Origin of the sequence: Pseudomonas sp. BS-2016, assembly GCF_001806145.1 — a bacterium.
GTDB classification, from domain to species: Bacteria; Pseudomonadota; Gammaproteobacteria; order Pseudomonadales; family Pseudomonadaceae; genus Aquipseudomonas; species Aquipseudomonas lundensis.
Genome location: NZ_MLCT01000032.1, coordinates 219,269 through 241,252, shown reverse-complemented (window position 1 = coordinate 241,252; position 21,984 = coordinate 219,269). Strand labels below are relative to the sequence as shown.

Here is a 21,984-nt window from a genome sequence, read left to right as displayed (position 1 = left end):
CGACCTCGCTTGCTAGATAAAGGAAACTCGATGACCCGTCTTCGCGCCATCTGTACAGCAGTTGCTCTGGTATGCGCCAGCGGCCAGGTTTTTGCCGATGCAGCCAGCCACGCTGCCAGTGCTGAAACCTTCCTGAAGCTGGCCCATGCCGACAAGCTGGGTACCCCGGTCTACATGCAAGTGCAGCAAATGTTCGCTCAACGCTTTGAGCAGACCAAAGCACCTGCCGCCAAGAAAGCCCTGCTGGAAACCTACCAGGCCAAGGCCAACACTGCGCTGGATCAGGCCATTGGCTGGGACAAGCTCAAGCCGGACATGGTCAAGCTGTACACCACCAACTTCAGCGAACCCGAACTCAAGGAACTGGTTGCGTTCTACCAGTCGCCACTGGGTAAAAAAGTCCTGGAAAAAATGCCTCAGCTGACCCAGCAATCGGCACAAATGACCCAGGCCAAACTCGAAAGCGCCGTACCGGTGGTCAACAAGCTGCTGGCAGACATGACCGCAGAGCTGGAGCCAAAAGCGGCCCCGGCCAAGAAGAAGTAAGCGGAGCCTCAATGAACATGCAACAACGTATTGAATCGACGCTTGCCGCCTTGCAGCCCGTGCACCTGAGCGTGCTCGATGAAAGCCACATGCACAGCCGCGGGTTGCAGACGCACTTCAAGGCCGTGCTGGTCAGCGAGCAGTTTGCCGGTCTCAACAGCGTCAAGCGTCACCAAAAGGTATACGCCACCCTGGGTGACTTGATGGGCGAGTTCCATGCGTTGGCCTTGCACACGTACACGCCTGAAGAATGGGCGAAAATCGGCACGGCCCCGGCATCGCCGACCTGTGCTGGCGGTGATCGCCCGTTGGCTTAACCCGCGGGCTTTTTGCTAGAATCCGCAGCGCGCCGCTTAGCCGGCGCGTTTTTTTTGCATCCGGTTCACCCCTTACGAGGGTAGCCACCTGGAGAGAGTCCCATGACTGCGCCAATCGTTGTCGCTGCACTGTATAAATTCGTCACCCTTGAAGACTACGTCGAACTGCGTGAGCCGCTGCTCAAGGCCATGGTCGACAATGGCATCAAGGGCACTTTGCTGATCGCTGAAGAAGGCATCAACGGTACGGTTTCCGGCAGCCGGGAAGGCATCGACGGGCTGATGGCCTGGCTCAGGAATGACCCGCGCATGGTCGATATCGACCACAAGGAATCCTACTGCGACGACCAGCCGTTCTACCGGACCAAGGTCAAGCTCAAGAAAGAAATCGTCACCCTCGGCGTTGAAGGCGTAGATCCGAACAAGAAAGTCGGTACCTACGTCGACCCCGAAAACTGGAACGCGCTGATTAGCGACCCAGAAGTTTTGCTGATCGATACCCGCAATGACTACGAAGTGTCCATTGGCACGTTCGAAGGCGCTATCGATCCGAAAACCACCAGTTTTCGTGAGTTCCCGGACTACATCAAAGCCAACTTCGACCCGGCCAAACACAAGAAAGTCGCCATGTTCTGCACCGGCGGCATTCGTTGCGAAAAAGCCTCCAGCTACATGCTCAGCCAAGGTTTTGACGAGGTGTATCACCTCAAGGGCGGAATCCTGAAATACCTTGAAGAGGTACCGCAGGAAGAAACCAAATGGCAGGGCGACTGTTTCGTGTTCGACAACCGCGTCACCGTGCGCCATGACCTGACCGAAGGCGAGTACGATCAATGCCACGCCTGCCGTACGCCGATCAGCGCGGCCGACCGTGAGTCCGAGCATTATCAGCCGGGTATCAGCTGCCCGCATTGCTGGGACAAACTGAGCGAGAAAACCCGTCGCAGCGCCATCGACCGCCAAAAGCAGATCGAATTGGCCAAGGCCCGCAACCAGCCGCACCCGATTGGCCACAACTACCGTAAACCTGCCGAGGCCTGAGCCATGTCAGCGCGCCTGCTCTATGTGATGGACCCCATGTGTTCGTGGTGCTGGGGCTTTGCGCCCGTCGCCCGGGCCTTGGTCGAGCAGGCGCAGGCCGCCGCAGTGGAGTTGCATCTGGTGGTCGGCGGGTTGCGCACGGGCAGTGGATCAGCCCTCGAACCGCACACCCGACGCTACATTTTGGAGCATTGGCAGGCGGTCACTGAGGCCACCGGCCAGCCGTTTACGGTTGACGGAGCGTTGCCCGAGGGTTTTGTGTATGACACCGAACCCGCCTGTCGGGCGATCGTTGCCGCGCGCAGCCTGGCCCCCGATTGTGCGTGGACCCTGACGGGTTTGATCCAGCAGGCGTTCTACGTGCAGGGCCGTGATGTGACCCAGGCCAGTGTGCTGGTGGAGCTGGCTGAAACAGCCGGTGTGCCGCGCATCGAATTTGCGGCGGCCTTCGACAGTGTCGAGCAACACGCCGCGACGGCGGCTGATTTTACATGGGTGCAAGATTTGGGCATTGCCGGGTTCCCAACGCTGCTGGCTGAGCGCAATGGCCAGCTGGCGTTGCTCACCAATGGCTATCAACCGCTCGACCCTTTATCTGATCTGCTCGGGCGCTGGCTGGACCGTGCTGCGCGTGGGTAACCCCAAGGAATCCCCTCTGAGTACTTCCCAACCGGATCGCCTGACCTGGGCTGAAATCCGTCGGCTGGCCCTGCGTCATAAAAAAGCGTTGTGGATTGCCAATGGCGTCGCAGTGCTGGCCACCCTGTGCAGCGTGCCGATCCCGTTGTTGCTGCCCTTGCTGGTGGACGAAGTGCTGCTGGGCAATGGCGATGCCGCGCTCAAGGTGATGAATCAGTTCTTGCCGACCACGCTGCAGTCTTCAGTGGGGTATATCGGCCTGATGCTGCTGGTGACGTTGATGCTGCGTTGTGGCGCGTTGTTGTTCAACGTGCTGCAAGCGCGGTTGTTTTCGCGGTTGGCCAAGGACATCGTGTTTCGCATCCGCCTGCGGTTGATCGAACGTCTGAAACGCATCTCGCTGGCGGAATACGAGAGCTTGGGCAGCGGTACCGTGACCACGCATTTGGTGACCGACCTGGACACCCTGGACAAGTTCGTGGGCGAGACCCTGAGCCGGTTTTTGGTGGCGATGCTGACGCTGGTCGGCACGTCCGCGATTTTGTTGTGGATGCACTGGCAGCTGGCGCTGTTGATCCTGCTGTTCAACCCGCTGGTGATTTACGCCACGGTGCAGTTGGGTAAGCGGGTCAAGCACCTCAAAAAGCTCGAAAACGACAGCACTGCGCGCTTCACCCAAGCGCTGACTGAAACCCTGGATTCTATCCAGGAGGTGCGCGCCGGCAATCGTCAGGGCTACTTCCTCGGGCGCCTTGGGCACCGGGCTAAAGAGGTGCGCGATTTCGCCGTGGCCTCGCAATGGAAAAGCGACGCCTCCAACCGGGCGAGCGGGTTGTTGTTTCAGTTCGGGATCGATATTTTCCGCGCTGCCGCGATGTTGACCGTGCTGTTCTCGGACTTGTCGATTGGCCAGATGCTCGCGGTTTTCAGTTACCTGTGGTTCATGATCGGCCCCGTTGAGCAGTTGCTGAACCTGCAATATGCGTTTTATGCGGCGGGCGGGGCGGTGACTCGTATCAACCAATTGTTGGCCCGCGCTGACGAGCCGCAGTACCCCGGTGGGGCCGATCCGTTCACGGGCCGGCAGACCGTCGGGGTGCAAGTGCGGGACTTGTGTTTCAGCTATGGCGAAGAGCGCGTGCTCGATCACTTGAACCTGACCATTGCACCGGGCGAAAAGGTGGCCATCGTCGGGGCCAGCGGTGGCGGCAAAAGTACCCTTGTGCAGTTGCTGTTGGGGCTGTACACGCCTCAGTCAGGCAGCATCTTCTTTGCTGGCGAAAGCCAGCCAGCCATCGGGCTCGACACCATTCGTGAGCATGTTGCCGTGGTCTTGCAGCATCCGGCCCTGTTCAACGACACGGTGCGCGCCAACCTGACCATGGGCCGCGAGCGCACCGACGAAGCCTGCTGGCGGGCGCTGGAAATCGCCCAGCTCGACGGCACCATTCATACCTTGCCCCAAGGGCTGGACAGCATTGTCGGGCGCTCCGGCGTGCGCCTGTCCGGCGGTCAACGTCAGCGGCTGGCCATCGCGCGCATGGTGTTGGCCGATCCCAAAGTGGTGATCCTCGATGAGGCGACCAGTGCGCTGGACGCTGCCACGGAATACAACCTGCATCACGCTTTGGGAAAATTCTTGAGCGGGCGCACGACTTTGATCATTGCCCACCGCCTATCTGCGGTAAAACAGGCGGATCGAGTATTGGTGTTTGATGGCGGCCGCATTGCCGAGCAGGGCGATCACCAACAGCTTATGGCTGAAGGCGGGCTCTACGCCAAGTTATACGGGCACTTGCAGCAAAGTTGAGCCTGTGGCGACGTTGCGTTTTCCCTGTTGAGTGCTTGAATCCCCAACATCAATCTCTTTTTTGTGCCTGATTGCCCGCCCGAAGCCTTTAGAGAGGGTCTGCACGTCTGGTTGTTTTGGTTGTCAGAAATTGACCTAGTCTCAAGTAGCTGTGAGGCATTTTCTCTGGTTTTCATCCAGCAATCTGAATGAAAGGGAACTCATGAAGCGTAAACGTGAACTTGGTACACCGCGGCTGTTGGGCATTGTGTGGCCGTTTATCGCGGTGGTGCTGTTCCAGGCGTTATTGGGCTGCGTGAGCCTGTATATGCTCTCGGCGGTTCGGGGTTATGTGGCGGGCGAAAGCCTGTGGTCCAAGGGTCAAAAAGATGCCATTTACTACCTCAATCTGTACGCGGACAGCCGCGATCCGGCCATTTTTGACAAGTACCACCAGGCTATCCGGGTGCCGCAAGGTGGTCACAATCTGCGGTTGGCGCTGGATCAGTCCCCCCCCGATCTGAATGCTGCACGCGAAGGCATTTTGCAGGGCGGCAACAGCCCGGATGATGTGACGAGCATCATTTGGTTCTATCGCAACTTTCGCCATTTCAGTTACCTGGACACCGCTATCCAAAAATGGACGGTGGGTGACGACTACCTGATCCAGCTCGATACGCTGGCGCAGGAAATGCACCAAAAAATCAGTGCCAATCAGGCCACCGACGCGGACGTGCAGCGCTGGAAGCAGCGGATTTTCGAGATCAACGAAGGCGTGACTCCGGCCGCCAAAGCGTTCAGTGACGCCCTGGGTGAAGGTTCGCGCTTCATTCAACAGTTGTTGATCTTCATTAACCTCGCCACCGCCCTGATGCTGATTCTGCTGGCCCTGTTGCGCACGCATAAAATCCTGGCGCAGCGCCGGGCCTTTGCCGAGGCGTTGCAGGTGGAGAAAGAGCGTGCGCTGGTGACGTTGGAGTCGATTGGCGACGGGGTGATTACCACCGATGTCAATGGCGCCATCGACTACATGAACCCGGCTGCCGAACACCTCACTCACTGGAACTCCAAACAGGCGCAGGGTGTGCCGCTGGCGGCGTTGTTCAGGTTGCTGGATGAAAATGCGCCTGATGATGGTTTTAAATTGATCGACCATATTCTGAGTGGCCAACTGGGCAACAGCAGCGACCACTCCAAGCTGATCCAGCGCATGGATGGCACCACGGTCGCCGTGACGCTGGTGGGCGCGCCTATTTTCAGTGCAGGTAAAGTGAGCGGCGCTGTGCTGGTGCTGCATGACATGACCCAGGAGCGTCAATACATCGCCAATCTCTCCTGGCAAGCGACCCACGACGCTCTGACCGGACTGGCCAACCGCCGTGAGTTTGAGTACCGCCTGGATCTGGTGCTGCAAAACCTGGGGCGTCAGCAGGGGCGGCACGCCTTGATGTTCCTCGACCTGGACCAGTTCAAACTGGTCAATGACACCTGTGGCCATGCGGCAGGCGATGAGTTGTTGCGCCATATTTGTGCGCTGCTGCATTCGGGTTTGCGCGAGGGCGATACCTTGGCGCGTCTGGGCGGTGATGAGTTCGGCATCCTGTTGGAGAACTGCGCGCCGGATATGGCGGAAAAAATTGCCGAAGGTTTGCGTCAGACCGTTCAAAGCCTGCATTTTGCGTGGAAGGGCCGTCCTTTCCTTAACACCATCAGCATTGGTCTGGTACACATTCACCAAGCCCCTGTGACGCTGGAAGGCTCGCTGCGCGCAGCGGACATGGCCTGTTACATGGCCAAGGAAAAAGGCCGTAACCGGGTGCAGGTCTACCATGCCGACGACTCGGAGTTGTCTTTGCGTTTTGGCGAAATGGCGTGGGTGCAACGCCTGCACGTGGCCTTGGAGGAGAACCGGTTTTGCCTGTATTCCCAGGAAATCGCGCCGCTGGGGCAGGGCGTGCAAGACGGGCATATCGAAATCCTGCTGCGGCTGCACGATGAGTCGGGGCACATTATCCTGCCCGACAGCTTTATTCCGGCCGCAGAGCGCTATGGCTTGATGACATCGATTGACCGCTGGGTGGTCGAGAACGTGTTCAAAGTGATTTCTGAATGCTCGGCCTTGGGTTCTGATCAGCCGATGGCAATGTGTGCCATCAACTTGTCGGGCTCCACCATCGGTGATGAGGACTTTTTGCAGTTCCTGCATGAACAGTTCGCGTGTTATGGCGTGGCGCCGGAGCGGGTGTGTTTCGAAATAACCGAAACCAGCGCGATTTCCAATCTGGGCAGTGCGATCCGCTTTATCAATGACCTCAAAGCGTTGGGTTGCCACTTCTCGCTGGATGATTTTTGCGCCGGAATGTCATCGTTTGCGTACCTCAAGCACCTGCCCGTCGACTTTTTGAAGATCGATGGCAGTTTTGTAAAGGATATGCTGGACGATCCCATTAACCGCGCTATGGTTGAGGTTATTAACCATATCGGGCATGTTATGGGCAAACGCACTATTGCAGAGTTCGTTGAATCGCCGCAGATTGAGCAGGCATTGATCGAGATTGGTGTCGATTATGCTCAGGGTTACATCATTGAACGGCCGCGATTGTTCACCAGTGACAGCCTGTTGTCCCGCCCCAAGCGCTCATGGCCATTGGCTTTGAAGGCGCCGGGCTCGTTGCGTTGAGGTTTTGCAGGTCTGTCTAATCACCTCTCAAAAGGAACCCGATTGTGATCGATACATTTGTTCGTACTGGCCCGCTCATGGAAGCCACCAGTTATCCGCAATGGGCTCAGCAGCTGATTCGTGACTGCGCGCCGAGCAAACGCCGGGTCGTGGAGCATGAAATTTATCAACGCATGCGCGACAACACGATCAACCCCAAAACCATGCGCATGTACCTGATCGGTGGCTGGCCGGTTGTCGAGCAATTCTCGCTGTACATGGGGCATAACCTGGGCAAAACCCGCTATGGCCGCCACCCCGGCGAAGACATGGCGCGTCGCTGGCTGATTCGCAACATTCGCGTCGAACTCAACCATGCCGATTACTGGGTGCATTGGGCGCGTGCCCATGATGTGAGCCTGGACGACATGATCGCCCAGGAGATCCCGGCAGAATTCCAGGCATTGAACGACTGGTGCTGGCACACGTGTACGGCGGACTCGCTGGCGGTCTCGATGGCAGCGACCAACTACGCCATTGAGGGCGCCGTGGGTGAATGGTCAGCAGTGGTCTGTTCCAGCACGGTGTATGAGGACTCATTCCCGCAGGAGGGGCGCAAGCGCGCCATGAAGTGGTTGAAGATGCATGCTCAGTACGATGACGAGCATCCCTGGGAAGCCTTGGAGATTATTTGCACGCTGGCCGGCTTGAACCCGAGCGAGGCGCTGCAAACTGAACTGCGCAAAGCGATTTGCAAAAGTTATGACTACAAATACCTGTTCCTGCAAAGCTGCCTGCAATACGAGAAGGCGCCCGTGGCGCGCGAGCGCCTGGAGATGGTCGAGGCCGGTTAAGGCGTTTGATTTGAACGTGAGCGCATAAAAAAACCGCAGGTCGCGTACAGCGCAACCTGCGGTTTTTTACTTGACGCTTACTGCGCGTCGAAGGCCTGACCGTTGATGCCGGTGCTGTCCGGGCCCATCAGGTACAGGTACACCGGCATGATCGCGTCGGGCAGCGGGTTGTTTTCCGGATTTTCGCCCGGGTATGCCAACGCCCGCATGCTGGTGCGGGTTGCGCCCGGGTTGACGCTGTTGGCGCGAACCGGCGCGATGCCGTCCACTTCATCGGCCAGGGTTTGCATCAAACCTTCGGTGGCGAACTTGGACACGCCGTACGCCCCCCAATAAGCCCGGCCTTTGCGACCCACACTGCTTGAAGTGAAGATCACCGAAGCGTCCTGCGACAGCTTGAGCAGGGGCAGCAGGGTGCTGGTGAGCATGAACATGGCGTTGACGTTGACCTGCATCACGCGCATGAAGTTCTCGCCCGACAACTGCTCCAAAGGCGTGCGCGGCCCGATGATCGAGGCGTTGTGCAGCACGCCGTCCAGGTGACCGAATTCGCTTTCAATCATGGCGGCCAGTTCGTCGTACTGATGTGGCTGTGCCGTTTCCAGATTGAACGGGATAACCGCAGGCTGCGGGTGGCCAGCGGCTTCGATTTCGTCGTACACCTGGCTCAGATTGGCCTCGGTTTTGCCCAGCAGCAGCACCGTGGCGCCATGGGCTGCGTAGGTTTTGGCGGCGGCAGCGCCGATGCCCCGGCCAGCGCCGGTAACGAGAATGACGCGGCCCTGAAGCAGGTCGGGGCGGGCGGTGTAATCAAACATATAAAGCCTCTACGAGAAGATGGGGTCTAAGGCGGCGCTTGCTGCTTAGCAACTGCACATCGCGTTATCCAATACTTTGCGCAAATCGCAGGGGTGATCGACCACGACGTCAGCGCCCCAGTGATCCGGGTTGTCGTCGGGATTGATATAGCCAAAGCGCACGGCGGCGGTCTTGGTGCCTGCATCGCGGCCCGATTCGATATCGCGCAGGTCGTCACCGACGTACAGCACGCTGGCCGGGTCGAGATCGAGCATCTTGCACGCCAGTGTCAGCGGCTCGGGGTCCGGTTTGCTGCGCGTGACATGGTCCGGGCAGATCAGCAGTGCCGAGCGCTCGGCCAGCCCCAGCCGCTCCATGATCGGCTGTGCAAAGCGCACCGGTTTGTTGGTGACGACGCCCCAGATCAGGTGTGCTTTTTCGATGTCGGCCAACAGCTCGGCCATGCCATCGAACAGCCGCGTGTGAACGGCGCAATTGTGCTGGTAGCGTTCCAGGAACTCCAGGCGAAGGGCTTCGAACCCCGGGGACTCTGGGTCCATGTTGAACGTCACGGCTACCATGGCGCGTGCGCCGCCGGAGATTTCGTCGCGGATCAGCTTGTCAGCGATAGGTGGCAGGTCGCGTTCGGCCCGCATCGCCTGGCAGATGGCAATGAAGTCCGGCGCGGTATCGAGCAGGGTGCCGTCCATGTCAAAAAGAACTGCTCTTAAACGCATGGGTTACTCCTCGCGCAGGGTCTGAATCATGTAGTTGACGTCGACGTCCGACTCCAGCTTGTAATGCTTGGTCAGCGGGTTGTAGGTCAGGCCGATGATGTCTTTGACGCTCAGTCCGGCCTGACGGCTCCATGCGCCCAGCTCGGAAGGGCGAATGAACTTCTTGAAGTCGTGGGTCCCGCGCGGGATCAGCTTCATGATGTATTCGGCACCAATGATCGCGAACAGATAGGCTTTCGGGTTGCGGTTGATGGTGGAGAAGAACACCTGGCCGCCCGGTTTGACCAGACGATGGCAGGCGCGGATGACCGAGGCCGGATCGGGCACGTGCTCAAGCATTTCAAGGCAGGTGACCACGTCGAACTGCTCTGGCATTTCTTCGGCCAGCGCTTCGGCGGTGATCTGGCGGTAATCCACTTCCACGCCGGATTCAAGTTGATGCAGGCGGGCTACGGCTAATGGCGCCTCGCCCATGTCGATGCCCGTCACCTGGGCGCCGCGCTGGGCCATGGATTCACTGAGAATGCCGCCGCCGCAGCCCACGTCGAGGACTTTTTTACCGGCCAGTTGCACGCGCTCGTCAATCCAGTTGACGCGCAACGGGTTGATGTCGTGCAGTGGCTTGAATTCGCTCTCACGGTCCCACCAGCGATGGGCAAGCGCTTCGAATTTGGCGATCTCGGCGTGGTCAACGTTGCTCATGGGTCAATCCTCTAAAACTGAAAAATCCGGGTAATGCGGCGGGCTGACACCCCCGCGTGGGTCTCAATGGGTGTGGCTGGCGATGCGCTCGCCCCAGGCTTTGGCGTTCGCGATCAGCTGTTGTTCATCCAGGCGGGTCAGGCGCCGGTCTTCGACCAACTGCTTGCCGCCCACCCACAGGTGCTGGACGCAGTCCCGACCTGTGGCGTAGATCAGTTGCGACACGGGGTCGTAGACCGGCTGCTGGGCCAGCCCGCTCAAGTCGAAAGCCACCATGTCTGCATATTTACCGAGTTCAATGGAGCCGATATCGCTTTCAAGGCCCAAGGCGCGGGCGCCGTTAAGGGTCGCCATGCGTAACGCGCGGTGGGCGTCAAGCGCCGTGGCCGAGCCTGCGACGGCCTTGGCCAGCAAGGCAGCGGTGCGGGTTTCGCCCAACAAATCGAGGTCATTGTTACTGGCCGCACCATCTGTGCCTACCGCCACATTCACCCCGGCCTGCCATAAACGCTCGACCGGGCAGAAGCCGCTGGCCAGTTTCAGATTGGACTCGGGGCAGTGAATCACGCTGGCGTTGCTTTCTACCAGCATCGCCAGGTCGTCATCGCTGATCTGGGTCATGTGAACGGCTTGGAAGCGCGGACCCAGCAACCCCAGGCGAGCGAGGCGGGCCAGCGGCCGCTCGCCCGTGTGCGCCAGCGCCTGATGCACTTCATGGGCGGTTTCGTGCACGTGCATATGAATCGACGCGTCCAGCTCATCGGCCACCACGCGGATTTTTTCCAGGTTCTCGTCGCTGACGGTGTAGGGCGCATGCGGGCCGAAAGCGATTTTGATCCGTGGATGAAATTTAAGGTCGCCAAACAGTTCCACCGCCTGGCGCAACGACTCGTCCGCCGAACTCGCGCCGGGGATCGGGAAGTCGAGGATCGGAATCGCGACTTGCGCGCGGATGCCGCTTTCATGAACACGGTCGCAGGCGACCTTGGGGAAAAAGTACATGTCGCTGAAGCAGGTGATACCGCCTTTAAGCTGTTCGGCAATCGCCAGGTCGGTGCCGTCGCGCACGAACGCTTCGTCGACCCACTTGCCCTCGGCGGGCCAGATATGGTCTTGCAGCCAGGTCATGAGCGGCAGGTCGTCGGACATCCCGCGAAACAGCGTCATGGCTGCATGGCCGTGGGCGTTGATCAGCCCCGGGCAAAGCAGATTGTCGGGCAGCTCGCGGGTCTGGACGGCGGTGAGCTTCAGGGCGGTTGCGCGCGGGCCGATGAACACGATGCGCCCGTCACGAATACCGACACCGTGGTCCTTGAGTACGACGCCGGCCGGTTCGACAGGCACCAACCAGGTTGGCAACAGTAATAAGTCGAGGGGCGCAGTCGCAGTCGGCATCGAAAAGGGTGTCCAGTGCTTTATAAAAAGGAGGCGAAGTATACCCGAGCGTCTTGCTGGAGGGCTCGCTATAATCGGCGGCTTTGTTTCTGGGTGATGGGGGAAGGCATGCGCGATCGACTGTTGTCGGCGGAAAAGGTGAAGGCCATCGACTGGCGGGGCGAGGCCCTGTATCTGTTGGATCAGCGTATTTTGCCGTTCGAAGAAAGCTGGTTGCCCTACACCAGCGCTGAGGGTGTCGCGCAGGCCATTCGCGACATGGTGGTGCGTGGCGCGCCGGCGATCGGTATCGCCGCCGGCTACGGCGTGGTGCTCGCTGCACGCACGCGCAAGGCGGCTGGCGGTGATTGGGTGGCGGCGCTGGAAGCCGACTTTTTGCTATTGGCTGATTCGCGGCCGACGGCGGTCAATCTGTTTTGGGCGCTGAACCGTATGCGCGAGCGCCTGGCCCGCGTGCAGCATCGCGAGGATGCGCTGGAGGCGCTCGAAGCCGAAGCCCTGGCCATTCACGACAGTGATCGCGAAGCCAACCTGACCATGGCGCAACTGGGTGTCGATGTGATTCGTCGGCATCAAGGCAACGCCCAGGCGGTGTTGACCCACTGCAATACCGGTGCGCTGGCGACCGGCGGTTTTGGTACGGCGCTGGGGGTGATTCGTGCGGCCTTCCTGGAAGGCATGATTGAGCAGGTCTATGCCGATGAAACCCGGCCGTGGCTGCAAGGTTCGCGCCTGACTGCCTGGGAATTGGCCAATGAAGGGATTCCGGTGACGTTGAATGCCGACTCGGCGGCGGCGCATATCATGAAGACCAAAGGGGTGACCTGGGTGATTGTGGGTGCTGACCGCATCACGGCAAACGGCGATGTGGCGAACAAAATCGGCACCTACCAGTTGGCCGTCAATGCCATGCACCATGGCGTGCGGTTTATGGTGGTCGCCCCTAGCTCGACCATTGACATGGCGCTGGACAGCGGTGAGTCGATCCCGATCGAGGAGCGGGACGGCGAAGAATTGCTGAGCGTGGGCGGCAAGCGCGTGGGCGCGCAGGTGTCAGCGTTCAACCCGGTGTTTGACGTCACGCCCGCGGACCTGATCGATGTGATCGTGACCGAAAAGGGCATCGTCGAACGTCCGGATGCCGCCAAAATGGCCCAGTTAATGTGTCGCAAACGGCTGCATTAAGACGCTCTCGGCTCCCCAGAGCGCGTTTAAGCCGATAATTGGTGCGCTTACTGTGTGCCATGCGCATCTGGGGGATAGGTGCGTGGCGGCGATTGTGATAACATCCGGCGGTTTCCAGGGTGGCCCGTAGGGGTTGCCCTTAATGCGCAAATCCGTGTCATAACTCGTTGATTTGTCGTAAGTCGTTGCTTGGCACGTGGCCAGCATCGGCGAGCTTCGTTCGTCCCGAATGGATGTGGCGAAGTTTCACCCGAAAAAGGAATCAGGCTTCTCATGGGCGAACTGGCCAAAGAAATCCTCCCGGTCAATATCGAAGACGAGCTGAAACAGTCCTACCTCGACTACGCAATGAGCGTAATTGTCGGGCGGGCACTGCCTGATGCACGCGATGGCTTGAAGCCCGTGCACCGGCGTGTGCTGTTTGCAATGAGCGAACTGAACAACGACTGGAACAAGCCGTACAAGAAATCTGCCCGTGTGGTCGGTGACGTAATCGGTAAGTATCACCCGCATGGTGATACTGCGGTGTACGACACCATCGTTCGAATGGCTCAGCCATTCTCCCTGCGCTACCTGCTGGTAGACGGTCAGGGTAACTTCGGTTCGGTCGATGGCGACAACGCCGCCGCCATGCGATACACCGAAGTGCGCATGACCAAGTTGGCCCACGAACTGCTGGCCGACTTGCACAAAGAGACCGTGGACTGGGTGCCGAACTACGACGGCACGGAAATGATCCCGGCGGTCATGCCAACCCGTATTCCCAACTTGCTGGTCAACGGCTCCAGCGGTATCGCCGTGGGCATGGCCACCAACATTCCCCCGCACAACCTGGGTGAAGTGATCGACGGCTGCCTGGCGCTGATCGACAACCCTGAGCTGAGCGTCGATGAACTGATGCAGTTCATCCCTGGGCCGGACTTCCCGACAGCGGCCATCATCAACGGCCGTGCCGGCATTATCGAAGCCTATCGCACCGGTCGTGGCCGTATTTACATGCGTGCCCGTTCGATCATCGAAGACATCGACAAGGTCGGTGGTCGCCAGCAGATCGTGATCACCGAGCTGCCTTACCAGTTGAACAAGGCGCGTCTGATCGAAAAGATCGCCGAACTGGTCAAAGAGAAGAAGCTTGAAGGCATTACCGAGCTGCGCGACGAGTCCGACAAAGACGGTATGCGTGTCGTGATCGAGCTGCGTCGCGGTGAAGTCCCGGAAGTCATCCTGAACAACCTGTATGCCCAGACGCAGCTGCAAAGCGTGTTCGGCATCAACATCGTGGCCCTGATCGACGGTCGTCCGCGCATCCTGAACCTCAAGGATCTGCTGGAAGCCTTCGTACGCCACCGCCGCGAAGTCGTCACCCGCCGTACGGTATTCGAGCTGCGCAAAGCTCGCGAGCGCGGTCACATACTTGAAGGTCAGGCCGTTGCACTGTCCAACATCGACCCTGTGATTGCCCTGATCAAAGCGTCGCCTACGCCGTCGGAAGCCAAGGAAGCGTTGATCAGCACGCCTTGGGAGTCCACTGCCGTGGTGGCCATGGTCGAGCGCGCAGGTGCCGATTCCTGCCGTCCGGAAAACCTGGACCCGCAATACGGCCTGCGTGATGGCAAATACTTCCTGTCGCCTGAGCAGGCTCAGGCCATTCTTGAGTTGCGTCTGCACCGCCTGACCGGTCTTGAGCACGAGAAGCTGCTGGCCGAATACCAGGAAATCCTGAATCAGATCGGCGAGCTGATCCGTATCCTCAACAGCGCTGTGCGTCTGATGGAAGTGATTCGCGAAGAGCTGGAAGTGATCCGCGCCGAATACGGTGATGTGCGTCGTACTGAAATCCTGGATGCCCGTCTCGACTTGACGCTGGGCGACATGATTCCGGAAGAAGAGCGTGTGGTCACCATTTCCCACGGTGGTTACGCCAAGACCCAGCCACTGGCGGCTTATCAGGCTCAGCGCCGTGGCGGTAAGGGCAAGTCGGCTACCGGTGTCAAGGATGAAGACTACATCGCTCACCTGTTGGTAGCCAACAGCCACACCACGCTGTTGCTGTTCTCCAGCAAAGGCAAGGTGTACTGGCTCAAGACTTATGAAATTCCGGAAGCCTCCCGTGCAGCCCGGGGTCGTCCGCTGGTCAACCTGCTGCCGCTGGATGATGGCGAATACATCACCACCATGCTGCCGGTCGAGGAATACACCGAAGGTCACTTCATCTTCATGGCCACTGCCAACGGCACTGTGAAGAAGACCCCTCTGGAAGCCTTCAGCCGCCAGCGCAGCGTCGGCCTGATCGCCCTGGAACTGGATGAAGGCGACGTGCTGATCAGCGCCGCGATCACTGACGGCGAGCGCGAAGTCATGCTGTTCTCCGATGGCGGCAAGGTGACGCGCTTCAAAGAGTCTGACGTGCGTGCCATGGGCCGCACGGCGCGAGGCGTGCGCGGCATGCGTCTGCCGGAAGGCCAGAAGCTGATTTCGATGCTGATTCCTGAAGAGGGCAGCCAGATCCTGACGGCTTCGGCGCGTGGTTATGGCAAGCGCACCCCGATCAGTGAGTTCCCTGAATACAAGCGTGGCGGTCAGGGCGTGATTGCCATGGTCAGCAACGAGCGCAATGGCCGTCTGGTCGGTGCGGTTCAGGTGCTGGACGGTGAAGAGATCATGCTGATTTCTGATCAGGGCACTCTGGTGCGTACCCGGGTCGATGAAGTATCGAGCCTGGGACGTAACACACAGGGCGTCACCTTGATCAAGCTGGCAAGCGATGAAACGCTGGTCGGGCTTGAGCGGGTTCAGGAGCCTTCGGAAGTCGAAGGCGAAGAACTCGAAGGTGAGGGCGAAGACGGTATCGAGATCGAAGGCGAGGTCCTCCGGGACGGCGCTGACGACGAGCAACCGCTAGAGGCTGCCGCTGACGAAGAAGCACCGCAAGAATAAGCGGACACACAGGGGGCGGATGAGAATTCGCCCCCTTGTTGTTTGTCCCGTATGAAAAATCGGCATCCCCGTGGGCGCGGTCTCGCGTTCAACCGCAGTGCCGAGAACCGATTTATTGCATGACCCACCAAATCAGAGCGAGAGTGGATGTGAGCAAACGAGCCTATAACTTCTGCGCAGGTCCAGCTGCGCTTCCTGAAGCTGTCCTGTTGCGTGCCCAGTCCGAGTTGCTCGACTGGCATGGCAAAGGCCTGTCGGTCATGGAAATGAGCCATCGCAGCGATGAGTTCGTGTCCATTGCCACCAAGGCTGAGCAGGACCTGCGTGACCTGCTGTCTATCCCCTCGAACTACAAGGTTCTGTTTCTGCAAGGCGGCGCAAGTCAGCAGTTTGCTCAGATCCCGCTGAACCTGCTGCCGGAAAATGGCAAGGCCGATTACATCGACACGGGCATCTGGTCCCAGAAGGCCATTGAAGAAGCGTCGCGTTTTGGTGCGGTCAATGTGGCTGCCACGGCCAAGCCTTATGACTACTTCGCGATCCCGGGTCAAAACGAGTGGAATCTGAATAAGGACGCGGCCTATGTGCATTACGCGCCTAACGAAACCATTGGTGGTCTGGAGTTTGACTGGATTCCGCAAACCGGTGATGTGCCACTGGTGGCCGACATGTCCTCTGACATCCTGTCGCGCCCTGTGGATGTATCGCGCTTTGGCATGATTTACGCCGGCGCGCAGAAAAACATCGGTCCGAGCGGCATCGTTGTCAATATCATCCGTGAAGACCTGCTGGGGCGTGCGCGCTCCATCTGCCCGACGATGCTTGATTACAAGGTCGCGGCCGATAATGGCTCGATGTACAACACGCCGCCGACCCTGGCGTGGTACTTGTCTGGCCTGGTGTTCGAGTGGCTGAAAGAGCAGGGTGGCGTAGAAGCCATTGGCAAGCTCAATGAAGTGAAAAAGCGCACGCTTTACGACTTCATCGATGCCAGCGGCCTGTACAGCAACCCGATCAACAAGACCGACCGCTCGTGGATGAACGTCCCGTTCCGTCTGGCCGATGATCGTCTCGACAAACCGTTCCTGGCGGGTGCCGAGGCACGCGGCCTGTTGAACCTTAAGGGTCACCGTTCGGTAGGCGGTATGCGGGCTTCGATCTATAACGCTGTGGACATCAACGCCGTCAATGCGCTGGTGGATTACATGGCGGCGTTCGAGAAGGAACACGGCTAATGTCCGAACAGGAACTTAAAGCCCTGCGTTTGCGCATTGACAGCCTGGATGAAAAGGTCCTGGAGCTGATCAGTGAGCGTGCGCGCTGCGCGCAAGAGGTCGCGCGCGTCAAAATGGGCTCGCTGGCTGAGGGCGAGGTGCCGGTGTTTTACCGGCCTGAGCGTGAGGCGCAGGTACTCAAGCGGGTGATGGAGCGCAACAAAGGCCCGCTGGGGAACGAAGAGATGGCGCGCTTGTTCCGCGAAATCATGTCGTCGTGCCTGGCGCTGGAGCAGCCGCTTAAAGTGGCTTACCTGGGGCCTGAAGGGACCTTCACGCAAGCCGCCGCAATGAAACACTTCGGTCATGCCGTCATCAGCAAGCCAATGGCTGCCATCGATGAGGTGTTTCGTGAAGTGGCGGCCGGGGCAGTAAATTTTGGTGTGGTGCCGGTGGAAAATTCCACTGAAGGGGCCGTTAACCACACGCTGGATAGCTTCCTTGAGCACGATATGGTGATTTGCGGCGAGGTTGAGCTGCGCATTCACCATCACTTGCTGGTGGGCGAGAACACCAAGACCGACAGCATCAGCCGTATCTATTCCCATGCCCAGTCGCTGGCCCAGTGCCGCAAGTGGCTGGACGCGCACTATCCGAACGTCGAGCGTATTGCTGTATCGAGCAACGCCGAAGCGGCCAAGCGCGTGAAAGGTGAGTGGAACTCGGCAGCCATTGCTGGCGATATGGCAGCGGGCCTCTACGGGTTGACGCGACTGGCCGAAAAGATTGAAGACCGCCCGGACAACTCCACGCGGTTCTTGATGATCGGCAATCAGGAAGTGCCACCGACCGGTGATGACAAAACATCGATCATTGTGTCCATGAGCAACCGGCCGGGTGCGCTGCATGAGTTGCTGGTGCCGTTTCATGAAAACGGCATCGATCTCACGCGCATCGAGACGCGTCCCTCGCGCAGTGGTAAATGGACTTACGTTTTCTTCATTGACTTTGCTGGCCACCACCGAGATCCGTTGGTCAAAAGCGTGCTGGAACAGATCAGTCAGGAAGCGGTAGCACTCAAAGTGTTGGGTTCCTACCCGAAAGCGGTTCTTTAAGGCGATTTCACATGAGCGGTGATTTTCTCGCCCTGGCATTGCCGGGCGTGCAACAACTTTCGCCTTACGTCCCGGGCAAGCCTGTGGACGAGCTGGCGCGTGAGCTGGGGATTAACCCGGACACGATCGTCAAGTTGGCGAGTAACGAAAACCCGTTGGGGCCCAGCCCTAAAGCGTTGGCGGCTATTGGCGACGCGCTGGCAGAACTCACGCGTTATCCCGATGGCAACGGTTTCGCCCTCAAGACATTGCTGGCAGAGCAGTGTGGCGTCGAGCTGGATCAGGTCACGCTGGGGAATGGTTCCAATGACATTCTGGAATTGGTGGCGCGAGCCTACCTGGGGCCGGGCCTGAATGCCGTCTTCAGCGAGCATGCGTTTGCGGTTTACCCGATCGTCACGCAGGCTGTGGGTGCGCAAGCGCGCGTAGTGCCAGCCAAAGCCTGGGGCCATGACCTGCCCGCCATGCTGGCCGCGATCGACGAGTCCACGCGAGTGGTGTTCATTGCCAACCCGAACAACCCGAACAACCCGACCGGGACCTGGTTCGATGCGAATGCGTTGAACGAGTTTTTGCAGGATGTTCCGCAACGGGTGCTGGTGGTACTGGATGAGGCCTACATCGAATACGCGGATGGCGGCGATTTGCCAGATGGTCTGGAATTCCTGTCTGCTTATCCAAACCTGCTGGTATCGCGTACCTTCTCCAAGGCTTACGGCTTGGCGGCTTTGCGTGTGGGTTACAGCCTGTCAGCGGCCGGCGTGGCAGATGTGCTGAACCGCGTGCGTCAGCCCTTCAACGTCAACAGTCTGGCATTGGCGGCTGCCTGCGCTGCGTTACGCGATGTGGAGTATCTGGCACAAAGCCGGCGTCTGAACCAGGCCGGTATGCAGCAGTTGCAAGATGGTTTCCAGGCGCTGGGCCTGAGCTGGATTGCGTCCAAAGGCAATTTTATTGCGCTGGATGTAGGGCAAGACGCAGCGCCCGTGTATCACGGGTTGCTGCAGGAGGGGGTGATTGTGCGCCCTGTCGCCAACTACGGCATGCCGAACCACCTGCGCATCACCGTGGGGCTGCCCGCTGAAAACACCCGCTTGCTTGAAGCGTTGACCAGGGTTCTTGCTCGTGGGTGATGTCATCTCGAAACAGTCGGCCAAGCCCTTGGTGGGCCGACTGGTAGTGGTCGGATTGGGGCTCATCGGCGGCTCCTTTGCCAAGGGGCTGCGTGAAAGCGGGTTGTGCGTGGAAGTGGTCGGCGTCGATCTCAATGCTGCATCCCGTGCCCTGGCCGTAGAGCTGGGCGTGGTTGATCGCTGTGAGGCGGATCTGGCAGTAGCCTGCCGCGGCGCTGATGTGATTCAGTTGGCGGTGCCGATCCTGGCCATGGAAAAAATGCTCGCTCAATTGGCGGGCATGGATCTGGGCCAGGCCATCCTGACCGATGTCGGCAGCGCCAAAGGCAATATTGTGCGCGCAGCTACGCAAGCGTTTGGCAGCATGCCGCCGCGCTTTGTCCCGGGCCATCCGATTGCGGGCTCTGAGCAAAGTGGGGTAGAAGCGTCAAATGCGCGTCTGTTCGAGCGGCACAAAGTTATTTTGACCCCGGTAGCCGACACGGACCCCGGAGCGCTCAAGGTTGTGGATGCGATGTGGCGCGCCCTTGGGGCTGACGTCGAGCACATGCAGGTTGAGCGTCACGATGAAGTCCTTGCGGCGACTAGCCATTTGCCACACTTGCTGGCATTTGGTCTGGTGGATTCTCTGGCCAAGCGCAACGAGAATCTGGATATTTTTCGCTACGCTGCGGGTGGCTTTCGCGATTTCACAAGAATCGCGGGCAGCGACCCGGTGATGTGGCATGACATTTTCCTCGCCAATCGCGAGGCAGTGCTGCGCACATTGGATACATTTCGCACAGATCTCGACGCCTTGCGCGACGCGGTCGATGCAGGGGACGGGCATCAATTATTGGGCGTGTTCACACGCGCTCGTGTTGCTCGCGAGCATTTCGGTAAAATCCTGGCCCGCCGGGCATATGTGGACCCTATGAATACGAATGATCTGATTTTCCTGGCAAATCCTGGTGGACACGCAACCGGCCGCATCCGTGTACCAGGCGACAAGTCCATTTCTCACCGCTCGATCATGCTTGGCTCGCTGGCTGAAGGCACGACCGAAGTGGAAGGGTTCCTTGAAGGCGAAGATGCGCTGGCAACATTGCAGGCTTTTCGTGACATGGGCGTGGTCATTGAAGGGCCGCATCAGGGGCGCGTCACGATTCACGGTGTTGGGCTGCACGGCCTGAAAGCGCCACCGGGGCCTATTTATCTGGGCAATTCCGGCACCTCGATGCGCTTGCTGTCAGGTTTGTTGGCGGCGCAACCGTTTGATACCACCCTGACCGGGGATGCCTCGCTGACCAAGCGTCCAATGAATCGCGTGGCCAATCCATTGCGTGAAATGGGCGCCGTCATTGAAACCGCCGCCGAAGGGCGTCCGCCAATGACGATTCGAGGCGGGCATGCGCTCAAGGGCATGAATTACACCCTGCCGATGGCAAGTGCCCAGGTTAAGTCCTGTCTGCTACTGGCTGGCTTATACGCTGAAGGCAAGACCTCGGTGACCGAGCCTGCACCAACCCGCGACCATACCGAGCGCATGCTGCGTGGCTTCGGCTATCCGGTGACAGTCAACGGTGCCACTGCTTATGTTGAGTCAGGCCATAAGCTGACAGCAACACACATTGAAGTGCCGGGTGATATCTCCTCCTCTGCGTTTTTCCTGGTTGCCGCTTCGATCGCTGAAGGTTCGGATCTGGTGCTTGAGCATGTCGGGATTAATCCGACCCGTACCGGTGTGATCGACATTCTGCGTTTGATGGGGGCCGATATTACCCTCGAGAACCTGCGCGAGGTGGGTGGCGAGCCGGTTGCAGACCTGCATGTGCGTGCAGCGAAGCTCAAAGGTATCGACATCCCGCAAGCATTGGTTCCACTGGCTATTGACGAGTTCCCGGTATTGTTTGTGGCGGCTGCGGTGGCAGAAGGCCGGACTGTACTGCGAGGCGCTGAAGAGTTGCGCGTGAAGGAGTCGGACCGTATTCAGGTGATGGCTGATGGCTTGCAAGCACTGGGCGTAAAGTGCGAGACGACCCCGGACGGCATCATCATTGACGGTGGCGCGATAGGGGGCGGCGAAGTCCATGGCCATGGTGATCATCGTATTTCGATGGCGTTCAGCGTGGCTTCGTTGCGTGCCACTGCACCTATTCGCATCCATGACTGCGCAAACGTTGCCACGTCCTTCCCCAACTTCCTGGCGCTGTGCAAGCAGGTCGGCATGAATGTCGCTGAAGAGGCGCAGTCGTGAATCCGTTGGCGCCGGTGATTACCATTGACGGACCGAGCGGTTCGGGTAAAGGCACCGTAGCGGGGCGGCTGGCCACGGAGTTGGGCTGGAAGCTGCTGGATTCAGGTGCCTTGTATCGTCTGCTGGCGCTGGCAGCCCGGGATCATGGTGTCGCGCTGAATGACGAGACGTTGCTGCAGCAGTTGGCGGCGCATCTGGATGTGCAGTTCGTCGGAGCGACAAATGGTCAACCTGCCAAGATCATCCTGGAGGGGACGGATGTCACACTGGATATTCGCAATGAAGCGGTAGCGGCGGGTGCATCCGCTGTGGCGGCGTTGCCCGCTGTTCGTGAGGCTTTGCTGCAGCGTCAGCGAAATTTTAAGGAGTTGCCGGGCCTGGTCGCAGATGGTCGTGATATGGGGACGGTGGTTTTTCCGGACGCTCCGCTCAAGATCTTCCTCACCGCCAGCGCCGAAGAAAGAGCGAGGCGTCGCTACTTGCAGTTGAAGGCAAAGGGCGATGATGTTAGTCTCCCGGGTCTGCTGGACGAGATACGTGCCCGCGATCAGCGTGATACGCAGCGTGCAATAGCCCCGCTTAAGCCGGCGGCTGATGCCATACAGCTTGACTCTACGGAGTTGTCTGTCGAGCAGGTGCTTGAACGCATCAGAAGTGAAATCGCCCTGCGCGATATCGCTGGATGAC

The 21,984-nt window shown here is 59.2% G+C and carries 18 protein-coding genes; 14 read left to right on the top strand and 4 right to left on the bottom strand.

What is annotated here, in order from left to right; translation table 11 throughout:
- Nucleotides 1-30 precede the first annotated feature (30 nt).
- From BKD70_RS17405 to BKD70_RS17375, 7 genes are all read left to right on the top strand, one after another.
- The gene (locus tag BKD70_RS17405; protein ID WP_047275353.1) at nt 31-546 is read left to right on the top strand and encodes a DUF2059 domain-containing protein; all 516 of its coding nucleotides are present in this window, start codon (nt 31-33) and stop codon (nt 544-546) included.
- 11 nt (nt 547-557) lie between these two features.
- Entirely contained in the window at nt 558-863 is a 306-nt protein-coding gene (locus tag BKD70_RS17400; protein WP_047275352.1) for a BolA family transcriptional regulator, read from the top strand.
- A 102-nt stretch (nt 864-965) separates the two neighbouring features.
- A complete protein-coding gene (locus BKD70_RS17395; RefSeq protein ID WP_047275350.1) occupies nt 966-1,904 on the top strand; it encodes a rhodanese-related sulfurtransferase in 939 nt (312 codons plus the stop codon).
- Nucleotides 1,905-1,907: 3 nt separating this feature from the next.
- A complete protein-coding gene (locus BKD70_RS17390) occupies nt 1,908-2,543 on the top strand; it encodes a DsbA family protein (protein WP_047275348.1) in 636 nt (211 codons plus the stop codon).
- Nucleotides 2,473-4,353 (top strand): ABC transporter ATP-binding protein, encoded by a 1,881-nt coding sequence (locus BKD70_RS17385; RefSeq protein ID WP_238591611.1) that lies wholly within the window; start codon nt 2,473-2,475, stop codon nt 4,351-4,353. Before BKD70_RS17390 ends, BKD70_RS17385 begins: the two co-directional genes overlap by 71 nt.
- A 202-nt stretch (nt 4,354-4,555) precedes the next feature.
- Nucleotides 4,556-7,012: an EAL domain-containing protein gene (locus BKD70_RS17380; RefSeq protein ID WP_047275346.1), complete on the top strand. Its 2,457-nt coding sequence runs from the start codon at nt 4,556-4,558 to the stop codon at nt 7,010-7,012.
- 44 nt (nt 7,013-7,056) lie between these two features.
- Nucleotides 7,057-7,845, top strand: coding sequence for a TenA family transcriptional regulator (locus BKD70_RS17375; protein ID WP_047275344.1), 789 nt, complete (start codon nt 7,057-7,059; stop codon nt 7,843-7,845).
- 77 nt (nt 7,846-7,922) lie between these two features.
- On the opposite strand, the gene BKD70_RS17370 is transcribed toward BKD70_RS17375, so the two are convergent.
- The 4 genes from BKD70_RS17370 to BKD70_RS17355 all read right to left on the bottom strand — a co-directional run bounded on the left by BKD70_RS17370 (nt 7,923) and on the right by BKD70_RS17355 (nt 11,477).
- Nucleotides 7,923-8,663, bottom strand: a complete 741-nt coding sequence (locus tag BKD70_RS17370) for a YciK family oxidoreductase (RefSeq protein ID WP_047275342.1) — start codon at nt 8,661-8,663, stop codon at nt 7,923-7,925.
- Nucleotides 8,664-8,708: 45 nt separating this feature from the next.
- A complete protein-coding gene (mupP, locus tag BKD70_RS17365) occupies nt 8,709-9,380 on the bottom strand; it encodes an N-acetylmuramic acid 6-phosphate phosphatase MupP (protein WP_047275340.1) in 672 nt (223 codons plus the stop codon).
- 3 nt (nt 9,381-9,383) lie between these two features.
- The gene (gene ubiG, locus BKD70_RS17360; protein ID WP_047275338.1) at nt 9,384-10,082 is read right to left on the bottom strand and encodes a bifunctional 2-polyprenyl-6-hydroxyphenol methylase/3-demethylubiquinol 3-O-methyltransferase UbiG; all 699 of its coding nucleotides are present in this window, start codon (nt 10,080-10,082) and stop codon (nt 9,384-9,386) included.
- A 63-nt stretch (nt 10,083-10,145) separates the two neighbouring features.
- The gene (locus BKD70_RS17355; RefSeq protein WP_047275337.1) at nt 10,146-11,477 is read right to left on the bottom strand and encodes a TRZ/ATZ family hydrolase; all 1,332 of its coding nucleotides are present in this window, start codon (nt 11,475-11,477) and stop codon (nt 10,146-10,148) included.
- 108 nt (nt 11,478-11,585) lie between these two features.
- On the opposite strand from BKD70_RS17355, the gene mtnA reads away from it, so the two are divergent.
- The 7 genes from mtnA to cmk all read left to right on the top strand — a co-directional run bounded on the left by mtnA (nt 11,586) and on the right by cmk (nt 21,983).
- The gene (gene mtnA / locus BKD70_RS17350; RefSeq protein ID WP_047275390.1) at nt 11,586-12,662 is read left to right on the top strand and encodes an S-methyl-5-thioribose-1-phosphate isomerase; all 1,077 of its coding nucleotides are present in this window, start codon (nt 11,586-11,588) and stop codon (nt 12,660-12,662) included.
- 273 nt (nt 12,663-12,935) lie between these two features.
- Nucleotides 12,936-15,599: a DNA gyrase subunit A gene (gene gyrA / locus BKD70_RS17345; protein ID WP_047275335.1), complete on the top strand. Its 2,664-nt coding sequence runs from the start codon at nt 12,936-12,938 to the stop codon at nt 15,597-15,599.
- Nucleotides 15,600-15,748: 149 nt separating this feature from the next.
- Entirely contained in the window at nt 15,749-16,834 is a 1,086-nt protein-coding gene (gene serC / locus BKD70_RS17340; protein WP_047275388.1) for a 3-phosphoserine/phosphohydroxythreonine transaminase, read from the top strand.
- The gene (pheA, locus tag BKD70_RS17335) at nt 16,834-17,928 is read left to right on the top strand and encodes a prephenate dehydratase (RefSeq protein ID WP_047275333.1); all 1,095 of its coding nucleotides are present in this window, start codon (nt 16,834-16,836) and stop codon (nt 17,926-17,928) included. The genes serC and pheA overlap by 1 nt, the downstream gene beginning before the upstream one ends.
- An 11-nt stretch (nt 17,929-17,939) precedes the next feature.
- Nucleotides 17,940-19,061, top strand: coding sequence for a histidinol-phosphate transaminase (hisC, locus tag BKD70_RS17330; RefSeq protein ID WP_047275331.1), 1,122 nt, complete (start codon nt 17,940-17,942; stop codon nt 19,059-19,061).
- A gap of 28 nt (nt 19,062-19,089) precedes the next feature.
- Complete coding sequence (locus tag BKD70_RS17325) at nt 19,090-21,297, top strand: bifunctional prephenate dehydrogenase/3-phosphoshikimate 1-carboxyvinyltransferase (RefSeq protein ID WP_047275386.1); 2,208 nt, start codon at nt 19,090-19,092, stop codon at nt 21,295-21,297.
- Nucleotides 21,294-21,983 carry a (d)CMP kinase gene (gene cmk, locus BKD70_RS17320; RefSeq protein WP_047275329.1) on the top strand — a complete coding sequence of 230 codons (690 nt, stop codon included), beginning with the start codon at nt 21,294-21,296 and terminating at the stop codon, nt 21,981-21,983. The genes BKD70_RS17325 and cmk overlap by 4 nt, the downstream gene beginning before the upstream one ends.
- Nucleotide 21,984: the final 1 nt, after the last annotated feature.

Bases quoted from the DNA above. Each gene is read 5' to 3' on its own strand.
- BKD70_RS17405 (WP_047275353.1), top strand. From the start codon at position 31: ATGACCCGTCTTCGCGCCATCTGTACAGCAGTTGCTCTGGTATGCGCC.
- BKD70_RS17400 (WP_047275352.1), top strand. From the start codon at position 558: ATGAACATGCAACAACGTATTGAATCGACGCTTGCCGCCTTGCAGCCC.
- BKD70_RS17395 (WP_047275350.1), top strand. From the start codon at position 966: ATGACTGCGCCAATCGTTGTCGCTGCACTGTATAAATTCGTCACCCTT.
- BKD70_RS17390 (WP_047275348.1), top strand. From the start codon at position 1,908: ATGTCAGCGCGCCTGCTCTATGTGATGGACCCCATGTGTTCGTGGTGC.
- BKD70_RS17385 (WP_238591611.1), top strand. From the start codon at position 2,473: ATGGCTATCAACCGCTCGACCCTTTATCTGATCTGCTCGGGCGCTGGC.
- BKD70_RS17380 (WP_047275346.1), top strand. From the start codon at position 4,556: ATGAAGCGTAAACGTGAACTTGGTACACCGCGGCTGTTGGGCATTGTG.
- BKD70_RS17370 (WP_047275342.1), bottom strand. From the start codon at position 8,663: ATGTTTGATTACACCGCCCGCCCCGACCTGCTTCAGGGCCGCGTCATT.
- mupP (WP_047275340.1), bottom strand. From the start codon at position 9,380: ATGCGTTTAAGAGCAGTTCTTTTTGACATGGACGGCACCCTGCTCGAT.
- ubiG (WP_047275338.1), bottom strand. From the start codon at position 10,082: ATGAGCAACGTTGACCACGCCGAGATCGCCAAATTCGAAGCGCTTGCC.
- BKD70_RS17355 (WP_047275337.1), bottom strand. From the start codon at position 11,477: ATGCCGACTGCGACTGCGCCCCTCGACTTATTACTGTTGCCAACCTGG.
- mtnA (WP_047275390.1), top strand. From the start codon at position 11,586: ATGCGCGATCGACTGTTGTCGGCGGAAAAGGTGAAGGCCATCGACTGG.
- gyrA (WP_047275335.1), top strand. From the start codon at position 12,936: ATGGGCGAACTGGCCAAAGAAATCCTCCCGGTCAATATCGAAGACGAG.
- pheA (WP_047275333.1), top strand. From the start codon at position 16,834: ATGTCCGAACAGGAACTTAAAGCCCTGCGTTTGCGCATTGACAGCCTG.
- hisC (WP_047275331.1), top strand. From the start codon at position 17,940: ATGAGCGGTGATTTTCTCGCCCTGGCATTGCCGGGCGTGCAACAACTT.